9 protein-coding genes and 1 pseudogene are annotated in these 11,307 nt (G+C 40.0%); all 10 read left to right on the plus strand.

Annotation, left to right across the window (positions count from 1 at the left end; all coding sequences use genetic code 11):
• A partial coding sequence (locus tag IQ31_RS27775) for an RHS repeat-associated core domain-containing protein (protein ID WP_208734395.1) occupies positions 1 to 882 on the plus strand: 882 nt, incomplete at its 5' end.
• Positions 883 to 895: 13 nt separating this feature from the next.
• A complete protein-coding gene (locus IQ31_RS26825; protein WP_145331400.1) occupies positions 896 to 1,312 on the plus strand; it encodes a hypothetical protein in 417 nt (138 codons plus the stop codon).
• Between the two features lie 162 nt (positions 1,313 to 1,474).
• Positions 1,475 to 1,621: pseudogene (locus tag IQ31_RS28145) on the plus strand (RHS repeat-associated core domain-containing protein); the annotation flags it as partial.
• A gap of 30 nt (positions 1,622 to 1,651) precedes the next feature.
• The gene (locus IQ31_RS27490) at positions 1,652 to 2,311 is read left to right on the plus strand and encodes a Tle-like phospholipase domain-containing protein (RefSeq protein WP_425304082.1); all 660 of its coding nucleotides are present in this window, start codon (positions 1,652 to 1,654) and stop codon (positions 2,309 to 2,311) included.
• 3 nt (positions 2,312 to 2,314) lie between these two features.
• A complete protein-coding gene (locus IQ31_RS26835) occupies positions 2,315 to 3,190 on the plus strand; it encodes an ankyrin repeat domain-containing protein (protein WP_145331402.1) in 876 nt (291 codons plus the stop codon).
• Positions 3,191 to 3,235: 45 nt separating this feature from the next.
• On the plus strand, positions 3,236 to 3,697 hold the full coding sequence (locus IQ31_RS26840; protein WP_145331404.1) for a hypothetical protein: 462 nt from the start codon (positions 3,236 to 3,238) through the stop codon (positions 3,695 to 3,697).
• Complete coding sequence (locus IQ31_RS26845) at positions 3,694 to 3,825, plus strand: heavy metal-binding domain-containing protein (RefSeq protein ID WP_145331406.1); 132 nt, start codon at positions 3,694 to 3,696, stop codon at positions 3,823 to 3,825. The genes IQ31_RS26840 and IQ31_RS26845 overlap by 4 nt, the downstream gene beginning before the upstream one ends.
• Before the next feature lie 473 nt (positions 3,826 to 4,298).
• Positions 4,299 to 5,345, plus strand: a complete 1,047-nt coding sequence (locus IQ31_RS26850) for a tail fiber protein (RefSeq protein ID WP_145331408.1) — start codon at positions 4,299 to 4,301, stop codon at positions 5,343 to 5,345.
• Positions 5,346 to 5,377: 32 nt separating this feature from the next.
• A complete protein-coding gene (locus IQ31_RS26855) occupies positions 5,378 to 8,809 on the plus strand; it encodes a hypothetical protein (RefSeq protein WP_145331410.1) in 3,432 nt (1,143 codons plus the stop codon).
• Positions 8,810 to 8,821: 12 nt separating this feature from the next.
• Positions 8,822 to 11,307: DUF6443 domain-containing protein (locus IQ31_RS26860; RefSeq protein ID WP_145331412.1), on the plus strand; the 2,486-nt coding region annotated here is incomplete at its 3' end.

The raw sequence follows: 11,307 nt of genomic DNA on the forward strand, positions 1-11,307 counted from the left end.
ATGCAGAAGCAGGATTACTATCCATTCGGTAAGACGAAATCTATTGCAACGAGTATCAATAATAAGTATCTTTATAATGGCAAGGAGATGCAGACCGACCTGAATGGTGGTACGCATACCTTGGGAGGTTCTTATGTATTGGAAGGACAGCTGGATTACGGGGCTAGATTCTATGACGCGGAGATAGGCAGATGGAATGTGGTAGATCCGTTGGCGGAAGATTTTGAAAATGTTAGCCCCTATAACTATGGGATGAACAATCCTATACTAATGATTGATCCTACAGGTATGGCTGCAGATACCACGTGGTTAGGAGGAGCATTGGAAACTGTAAATGTTTATGCAAAAAAAGCTTGGAATTATGTAAATAGCTATGAATTTTCAAAGGGATTTGGAGACCTGATGTCTGGAGGGCAGGTAACTGATATGGAAAAAGGCTTAGAGGTTTACCGAACCGAAGGGATGCAATCCTATATCCATTATCAGATTGGTTCAGCTCATCGCGAAAATATGTATAGCATGATGAGTGGTGGTTTTCAGGCGAGAAAAGCCGCTAATAGAAAGAGAATAGTACTACCTCCTCTTAGAGCGGCGTATGTTAAGGAAGTAGAAGGGTTATCTGCTATTGCTAATAGAATGCGTTTGGCTGGGAAATCCTCCGAGGAGATAGCAAAAGTATTGCATAGTTTAAGAAGAGAGCTTGGTGTAAAATATAAATCGCTCACTCCTGATAATTTGCTAAATCAAATTTATCAAAGAAATATTGAAAAATACGGAGACAAACTTGGTCCAACAATAGATTATCTAAGACAACAAGGTAAGTCTTGGGATGATATTATAAATAGTGCGACGAGAACAGGTGGACAAGATTTAGGATTTTAAAATTTAAATATTTATGCTATTAAGAAACTTTGATGTTGCTAAAAAATATTTTGATTACAACCGAAATAAAGAGTTTGAGGATACATCAAATCCTCAAATTAAAGGCTGGTATAAATATATTAACAATGTTTTATCTGCTTTGTTCGTCAAGGATAATCAACTTTATTTTATTTATGGAAATGATACTGTAATGATTTCAAACTCTCATCATGTGTTATTAAAAACAAGAGATAACAATAGCTATGAATTCACTCTTTTAGATGGATTTGAGATACTTACACAATTTTACTATCAGTTACCTAATTTTAGTTTTAATTTTGCCCCTTTTGAATACCTAGATGATGAAGACAATAGCTGGGAAGAATATGTTGCCAAAGTAATTAATGATAAGCAGAGACAAGTAAACTTTGTTAAAAATTTAATGGAATAATAATGTCAAATTGAGGCTACATTTGCTGTAACAGATGAATTACCAACCGTAAAAAATAGTTGCACAAATCAAATCAACGACGATCTTTGGGTAGGTAAAGTTCTTTGAGGAAATTTGTATTCAACTGACACAGAATCGGCCGGACTACGAAAAAGTCCTGGTAACCAATACGATTACGGGGCAAGGTTTTATGACGAGGAGATTGGTAGATGGAATGTGTTGGATCCGTTGGCGGAGGAAATGCGCAGACATAGCCCGTATAATTATACCTTTAATGATCCGATCACATTTATTGATCCGGACGGGATGTTAGAGGAGCCAACTCCCTTAGAGGCTGCCATGATTTCTAAACACGTATATGGAGATAAGGAAGATCCAGGTGACCTTATTGGCGGATGGCAGGTTTCTAAAGCAGGAGGAGGTTTACAGTTAAATAATGAAAAAAGTGGTTTTAAGTCTAATGTATATGAGAGAACTGTGGATGGGAAAACAGAATATGTATATGCTACAGCTGGCACAGAGATGGATGATTTTAAGGATGCTAAACATGATGTTTTACAACCATTAGGGATGTCTTCTCAATATACTCAATCAATTAAAACTGTAGATGCTTTGAAAAAAATTATAGGAAGTGCTGAATTAACTTTCACTGGTCACTCTTTAGGCGGTGGTTTGGCGGAAAACAATTCATTACATACTGGAGATAAGGCAATAACTTTCAATGCGGCGGGGGTAAGTCCACTAACAAGTGGTACATTAAAGAAATCTAATACAGATGCATATATTATGAGGACAGATCCGTTAAATGCTCTTCAAAAGATAAGTGCAATACCAACGGCTGGGGGAAATAAGCATTTTCTTCAACCTCGAAGTTTTAGTGGCATATATAATGGTCATAGTATTAACTCTGTAATAGAGGCTCTTATAAAACCTACTGTAGGTCAACAAATAAATAGCGGATTGAGAAATTCCATCACTCCTTCTCAATTTAGATTTTAGATTATGAGAATTTTTATAATAATATTAGTTTTTACACTTTGTGGTTGTTATAATAGGGATCATAAGGTCGATAAAGAGAAACTTCTGGGCAATGACTATCGGCTTTTCCAAGGTTCGCCTAGTTGGGATTTGGCAAAGGCAGTGGAAGATGAGAATATTAATTTAGTGAAAAAACTAACTAACGAAGATAGGCAGCCCGTCAATTACCAAGAGTCTAAATTTGGCAAAACTTTATTGATGCTTGCGATTAATAATAACGACTATCAGAGTGCAAAAACATTATTAGCTTTGAAAGCTGATCCCAATATCGCAGACAGATATCGAGGATCTACAGCGATGCATGATGCCGCAGCAAATTCAGACCCTAAATATCTAGAGCTTTTAATAAAATACCATGGTAATCCAAATGTTGTTGAGAATAAGTCGATTACGGATAGTGACAATGGAAGGGAAACGCCATTAAATATAGCAATTACATATATCTCAGGTAATAATCTAAATAAAGTTAAACTCTTAGTTAATGCGGGAGCCGATGTTAATTTTTATAATTCTTGGTATACTTATTATCCGCATTTACCATTATCAGATGCAATAAGCCATCAACAGTTTGATATAGCACAATATTTACTTGAACAAGGAGCAGATTATAAGCGAATCATGTATAGGACTGTGCAAGGAGACTCAATCTACATTTTGGGAGCGCTTAGAAGAGAAATAGTTGATTTGGATAAAAAAGAATACCGCCAGAAGAGAAATGTCATATCCTTTTTAAAAACTAAAGGATTGGATTACGCGAAGGAACCAGTCCCTGATTTTATTGAAGAAAAGATCAAAAAAGATTATCCGGAGAATTGGCAAGAGGTTCTAAAAAGTTATTAATTAATATGACTACGGGGCGAGGTTTTATGACGCCGAAATCGGACGATGGAGTGTGGAGGCCCCTTTGGCGGAGACGTATGTTTCTATATCTCCGTATGTTTATGTAGCCAGGTCGGGCCAATCCCGGGTTGTATGGGTGGGACCGGAAATCCTGGTCGTATTGTAACAGGAGGTGCTCCCTTAGATCTGCAAGGAACTAAGCCGGTTTTTATTAAGAATTGGTGGAAATGGTCTTTTGCAGTATTTTTATATGCCTATTTGAATCAAATTGACCTGTCTTTGGATAGAAGTAGGTGGGAACCTCTTGATAATCTGAGGGATTTTTATCGAAGCCAAATTTCTCCTAAAAAAGTTGCAAATTATCTCATTGATAAATTTGGGCTAAACATTGAAAAATTGAATTATTTGATTTTTATTGATGAAGAATCTTTGTGGGAGAAAATTAAAGATTCATTATTATCAGGCTTGGGTGGTAACCTTGCCCGATTGAAAAGTATAATGCCATGATATTAACCACAACCAATTCCATCGAAGGGAGGGAGATTTCACGTTATAATGATCCAATAGCTGCCAATGTTGTTATTGGCACCACTGTCTTTAATGATATAGGAGGCAGCTATAAAACAGGTAATTGAACGTCTCGAAACATCGGAGACGGCATTGTCCGAAATGAGAAGTGAACGAGAAAAAAAACAGTAAAAATATTATTGAACCGCTAACTAATAAAGCCTCCCTTGCTGACTGTCAAGGGAGGCTTTATTGTCCTGTACTTTTCGGTATCTCCCAGCTACCGCTCATAAATCTCTTGTTTTTCTAAGATAGGGCCTGCTACATCTATACTTTTGCCTATATCATTAAAATTAAAGAAATATGGCAAATCAATTTTTGGTTAAGGAAGCCATGGCAACTATGCAAGGTTTAACAGTAACGCGATATGACCTTAACGAAAAAATATTTTATATAATGCTGTAAATAAATATCAAAACTTTTTAAATTTGATGAACCATATATAGAAAGTTATCTAGGCCAAAAAATCAATAAAATTGCATCCTAGGGGTTCCTATGTGTTTTTGACTATTGATATATTTTATTAATCAGTTTATTAGCTATGAACAAGTTTAAGTTGGCATTTCTTTTTGCCTTTAGCGCATGTGCTCTGGGAAGTCGTGCACAAAATCTTTTAAATCTTAATGATTGGGTAGCCGGTTCAGGGGGGACTTCCGCTCTCACAGCAAATGGTCTGACCAGCGAGAATGAGCGCGAATGGGGTGTGGGCCCTTTGGGCACACAGGTTGTTTTATGGAAGGCAATGCCCAGCGGAGATGGGAATGCAGACGGGGGCTGGAACTCCGTTGATATTCCGATCAATAATCAGAAGACCTACCGTTTTTCGGTTTGGATGAAAAGAACAAATTCTAAAAGTGGAACGGCCTATTTAGGATGTGCTCCAGGTGTGAATACACTTGCTGGAACGATAAACAATAACCCTTACTTTTGGTATGGAAATCTCCCCGAACTAGACCGCTGGTATCTTCTGGTAGGTTATGTACATGGTTCAAATGACCCATCTACCGTAAATTACGGGGCAATATATGACGGCGTTACAGGTCAGAAAGTTATTGGCATGACTGACTTTAAGTTTGCATCGACCAATACAGTCACTCGCCATCGGTCGTACCTATATTATGACAACAATACCGATGACCGTCAGTATTTTTATGGACCTCGTATAGAGGAAGTTAATGGAAATGAGCCTACGATAAGTTCTCTTTTGAACAATCCTGTCGGTGCCGGCGATTTTTATTTTTCAGGAAAAGTCGGTATAAAAACACAAACACCTGGTGACTATGACCTTGCTGTGAAAGGCAAGATCCGGAGTCAGGAAATCAAAGTGGAAACATCGGGTTGGGCAGATTATGTTTTTGAAGAGGATTATAAGCTGCCTACACTAACCGAAACGGAAAAATTTATTCAAAAGAATGGTCATCTTCCCGATGTACCCAAAGCAAGTGAAGTTGAAGCAAATGGTATTTCATTGGGTGAGATGAATAAGATTCTCTTAAAAAAAATTGAGGAGTTGACCCTACAGGTAATTCAATTGAATAAGACTGTAGTAAAGCAGAGTCAAGAAATCGAAATTCTAAAAAGAAAATAATTGAATTATAGCTATTGTTTAAAGAAATATAAATGCAGTTTTTTAATAAATATTTTTGTGCTACTCTGATCGGTGTGGCATTCATGGCAGCTAATGTGAAAGGGCAGACTAAATTGGACAAACCTTTGGTATCCTTTCATTCTCCTGATGTAACAGGGTTGGGTAAATATGCTGAATTTCCAACAGATTTATCTACCGGGGTAAAGCAAATCTCCATTCCTGTTTTTACACTTAAAACAAGAAGTGTTCCTGTGGATATACAATTGTCTTACCATGCTGGCGGTATACAGGCTGATCAGGAGTCTAGTATCGTTGGGCTGGGCTGGACCCTTATTGCTGGCGGAGAAATTATCAGGTCGGTTCAAGGTCTTCCGGATGAAAGTGAAAACGGGTTTTTGAAGACTGGTAAAATCTTGCCAAATATCAATACTATTGATTTAGACCTTGTTTTAGGAGGAAGGACAGTAACTGATACCAGTTATCTAGGTAAAGATTATATGAATCTTAAGGATGGACAACCCGATATTTATTATTTAAAGGCGCCGGGACTTAATGCTCAGTTTACAGTTAATAACAACGGTGAATTCATCACGAATAATCATGAACCAATAAAGATATCCTTTGATAAGACAAATGGGGTATTTATTGTGTATGATAAGGTGGGTAATCAATATCGATTTGGCAAAAGTTTGGACAATATCGAGGCCAGAGAAACAACACGCGTCGAAAATACAGTTAGCAACGATGAACCGTCTACAAACATTGACCCAGACATTCAAGCTATATTGCCTTATGTGTCTTCTTGGAAACTGACTGAGATCATAAGTGCAAACGGCGCTGATGTAATTAAGTTTTCTTACAATTCGTATAGATATACGGATTATAAACGTTCTTCGGAAATCGCAACGGACATGAACACCGTATTTGAAAATCCTATTGATCAAAAGGGGATTTACCACAAGATGAATATGAAATATTTCGCCAGAACAGATATCACCAATCTTATACTGAAAGAAATTACCTATCGTACGAATAAGATTCAATTTATAGGGGCTTCAGACCGTAAAGACATAATGGATACAGGATATACTACTCCGCGTTTGAGTGGTATCAAGGTGCTGGATGGTATAATGGTAATGCATGAATTTAAGTTGGATAATGATGCTTACTTTGATCGAACTGGTGCATCCCACCCCATTGTGGGTAGTCTTCCGATCCCTCAAAGAAATTTCAAAAGTTTAAAACTGATTGGATTTACGGAACTGGATCCTGTTAAGCAAAATCACAAGATTTATAAATTTGAGTACGATGATACCCCTCTGCCCCCTCTTCATTATACCAATTCTGTTGATTTTTGGGGATTTTATAACGGAAAGTCAAATTCATCCCTCATTCCCAATAATTTCTATTCCGCAGCAAGTACTTCAAAACCCATCTTTAATGGTGATAATCGGAAATCGGATTTTAATTATATGAAAGCGGCTGTATTGACTAAAATTACCTATCCTTCCGGGGGAAGTTCTGTATTTGAATACGAAGCCAACAATTATCAGGTTGAAAACGGCGGTATCCAATATCGGGAGACAACCAAAAATGTGAATGTTTATGCAATAAATTGGAAGAATCCTTCAATAGTATGTGAGGATAATCCTGAGTTATTAAATGCAGGCCAGAAAATGACTTATGAATTTACGGCAAATGAAAATATTATTAATAGTGGTCAGGATGCTGGTAAATTAATTGTAAGATTTTCAGACTATTCTATACTTCCTAATTATTTACTGCTTCCTGAAGCGAAGATTACGAATCTGACTAAAAATACATTTCAGAAGTTCCAACATTCAGCGTCGGACAAGTCTTCTCCCAAAAATTATTATTCAGATATCATTATTTACAAAGGCGATCAGTATAAGGTAGAATTAGATTTGCATAATGTAACCGGTTCAATGCAGGGCTTATGCGGGAACCCGTCCATTGAGTTTTATCTGACTTATAAATATTTAGAAGAAATTGTAACCGGAATATCAGAACCCGTTGTTGCAGGAGGGCTGCGGATAAAGAAACAGATTAATTATAATAACAATAGTGAAGTCACAGATACAGAAGAATATGCTTATTTCTACAAAGGTAAATTAGGCGGGAAATTGATGCGTGATATTGGTCAATATTTTAATTATAAGGATCAGCTATATTACGATTTAGAGTCTAGGGCTAGTTTACTAAAAACGATTCAATTTTCCTCCAATAGTACCGTTGCTTTGGGGATGAACAATGGTAATCCGGTTTTTTATGATAAAGTAACGGTTTTTAAAGAAACCAATGGTGTGAAAAATGGTTGGAAAGAAAACTATTTTGATCAAGGTTATTCCTATCGAGTGAGTATGGCTCCAGGTAAATATCCATATGATAATGTTGCATTTCCGAACTGGGGAAAAGGAGAGCTGATTAAAGAGAGAGTTTATGCGATAACTGACGGAAATGAACGCCTTTTGGAGGAGAAGCAAATTGACTATAGTCAGTTTCAGGTTGATCAAATTAAGAATTTTGTCGTCGATGAACTGGGACCTCAGTATGAAGCTTATTTCAAAACATCCAGCCTAGAATATTATACATTAAACAGTCGTAGATATTATGTTCAAAATAATTTCGAAACTATAGGAAGTCGCCAGCCTGTTGCTACTGTCGAAAAGAAATTCAATTACGATGTAAACGGAGTGCTGCGAGATAGTAGTATTGTTCAAAAGGCGATGAGTTATAATCAATATCGCGATCTTTCGAATATCAGCTATCTTGCTAGCTCTGGTAAACGTTTTGATAGAGCTTACAAATATTCTGGTGATCTGAATTCCCTTTTGCCAAACAATAAACTTTCCCTGCCAATTCAGGAAGAAGTGTTGGTAGACAAAAAAGCTGTAGAAGGAACTATTTTTACCAGATTAACCAATGGGGATATCGAGCGTGTATATAAGTTTATTAGTTTAACCCCTCAATTACCGAGTAATTTTTCTGATTTTAATAGTATTCCAAGTAATTATATCAAGGAAGATAGCTATATCTATTATCCGAACGGTACGATCAAAACAATAGAATCTAAAAATAATCCCACTGTCACTTATCTTTGGGGCTATGGTGGTCAATATCCAATTGCCGAAATCAGGAATGCAACTTACGCAGAAGTTGCACTTGTACTCACTCAAGCAACGATCGATAATCTGAACAGTAGCCAGACCGAGTCCAGTATGGAGACCCTGATCAAAAATGCCGCTGATAAGTTACGCACAGAGCTTCCCAAAGCCATGGTGACTAGCTTCACCTATAAACCGCTCGTTGGTATGACCAGCAAAACGGATCCCCGTGGAATAAAGGAAACCTTTACGTACGACGGTATGCAGCGCTTGCAGGCGATCCTTGACCATCTTAACAACGTGAGCAAGTCTTTTGATTACCATTACCGTTCCAATTAAGCCTATTCAATTATGAAAAAGAACTTTTTAACGCTACTGTCCTTTGCTGTATTGGGTACTGTACATGGACAGACGCTTGTGGACCATCTTCCCCTGAGTTCCTATAGCAACCAGACCAATATCCAGGCCCTCAAAAGTATTACACTCCAGAATGGCTTTTATATTCCTGCACCTGCTGCAGGCAAGACCATTACGATCAGTATTGCGGGGTTTCAGAATATTCTGAGCACCCCTACGGCCGGCCAGAACTATATCCTGACGCGGACTTTCCGTGATACGGTTAAGCTTGCGCAATTGGCCAACCAGCGTACCATTGGTCAGGAGAACCAGAGCATCCAGTACTTTGACGGACTTGGGAGACCGAGCCAGAGCGTCCAGCTGATGGCCAGCCCCAGTTATAGGGATATTGTACAGCATATCGAATACGATGGCTTTGGAAGGGAAAGCATCAAATATTTACCCCACGTGAAGAATGTGGCCGGAGATGGCAGTTTCAAGCCTACGGCCAAGGCTGACCAGCAGGCTTACTATGCAACGGCGAATACCTGGGATGCCGCCGTGGTCAAGACAGCGAGTCCCTATGCGGTCACGGTCTTTGAGAACAGTCCGCTGAACCGTGCGAAGGAGCAGGGGGCACCGGGTGTTCCCTGGCAGCCTGGAGCCAACCGCGATAATGTGACAGCAGGTACCAACGCTGGCCGCACAGTGGTAAGCGATTATGGTACAAACGTGACCAATGATGTTCGGCTGTGGACAGTCAACAGCACCGGAGCCACAGCAGGCTATTATACTGCCGGCAAACTCTATAAAATGGTGATCAAGGATGAGAACTGGATATCGGCAAACGGAAAGGGCGGTACGATGGAGGAATTTAAAGATTTCGAGGGGCATGTCGTACTCAAGCGGGTCTGGGAAACAGACAGTAAGAAGCTGGAAACGCAGTATGTGTACGACGACTTTGGAGACCTGCGGTATGTGATCCCGCCCGGATTTCCTTCCACGACCACAACGCTGACTGAGGCCGCCACTGGCGATTTCCATGAGCTGGTGTATGCTTACAAGTACGACGAAAAGAGAAGGCTGGCTGAAAAGAAAATCCCGGGCAAGGGCTGGGAATGGCTGGTGTACAATGCCAATGATCAGGTTGTGCTGACGCAGGATGCCGTACAGCGCGGGCTTGGGAAATGGAGCTATACAAAATATGATGCATTTGGCCGGGTTGTACAGACGGGACTATATAGCAAGACCTTTGCGAGCCGGTCTGCGGCACAGGCTGATGTGAACACGGTGTCCAAATATTGGGAAGACCGGGTGGGTACAGTAGCTTATACCAATCAGGCTTATCCCAAAACCGGGCAGTCACTGCAATCGGTAAATTATTACGATGATTATGTCTTCACAGGAGGAGCAACAGCTAATCTGCAGCCGCTGAATATTAGCAAGAGTACCAAGATTAAGGGGCTCTTGACAGGTACGATGGTCTGGAAAGATGACCGTTCGGATTCGATGCTGACCATCAGTTATTATGATGATTATGGACGTGTGATCCAAAGTGTGGGGCGTAACCATTTGAACGGAACAGACCGGGTGACCAATGAGTACAATTATCCGGGCCAGGTCGTCAAGAGTACGCATGTGCATACACCATCCACAGGAGCAGCGGTTACTATTATCACAAACAATGAGTATGACCATGTGGGCCGCCTGGTACAGACCAAAAAGAAGGTCAATGGACAGGATGAGGTGATCCAGAGCAGACTTGCCTACAATGAGATCGGTCAACTGAAGACCAAGTCACTGCACAGTGAGAACGGTGGTGGCAACTTTATGACCAGTATTGGCTATGCCTATAATGAGCGGGGCTGGCAGACCAAAGCAAGCTCGGCGCAGTTCACCTCGCAGCTGAACTATAATGTGAATGGGACAACCCTGCTTGCTAATGCCCAGTACAATGGCAATATCGCGCAGCAACTGTGGGGCTATGGGGCTACCACCAACAGCACATTTACCTACGGTTACGATGCGCTCAACAGGTTGATGAGTGGAGTTAGTACCGGTACGGTAATGAGTGAGGTATTGACATACGACGATATGGGCAATATCAAAACGCTTGTCCGTGACAATGGAACGGCGATCACGTACAACTATAACAATACAAATAAGAGTAACAGGCTGGCCAGTCTTACGGGTGGGGTAACAGGCTCTTTCACGTATGACCTTAACGGCAATGCGACCAAGGACCGTACGGGGATGACGCTAAGCTACAATTACCTGAACCTGCCTAAAACAGTGACCGGTACAGGTAAGAGTATTGCCTACACCTACGATGCATCAGGTGCTAAGCTGAACCGCAAGTCTACGGTTAGCGGTATCACTATCGAGCAGGACTATATCGGTGGTATTGAATACAGCAAAGCTAGCGGAGCAAATCCTGTGATCGAGCGTATCGCTACAGAAGATGGTTTTCTGTTGAACAGTTCGGGAACTTACAGTTACTA

The organism is Sphingobacterium siyangense (assembly GCF_007830445.1).
GTDB classification, from domain to species: Bacteria; Bacteroidota; Bacteroidia; order Sphingobacteriales; family Sphingobacteriaceae; genus Sphingobacterium; species Sphingobacterium siyangense.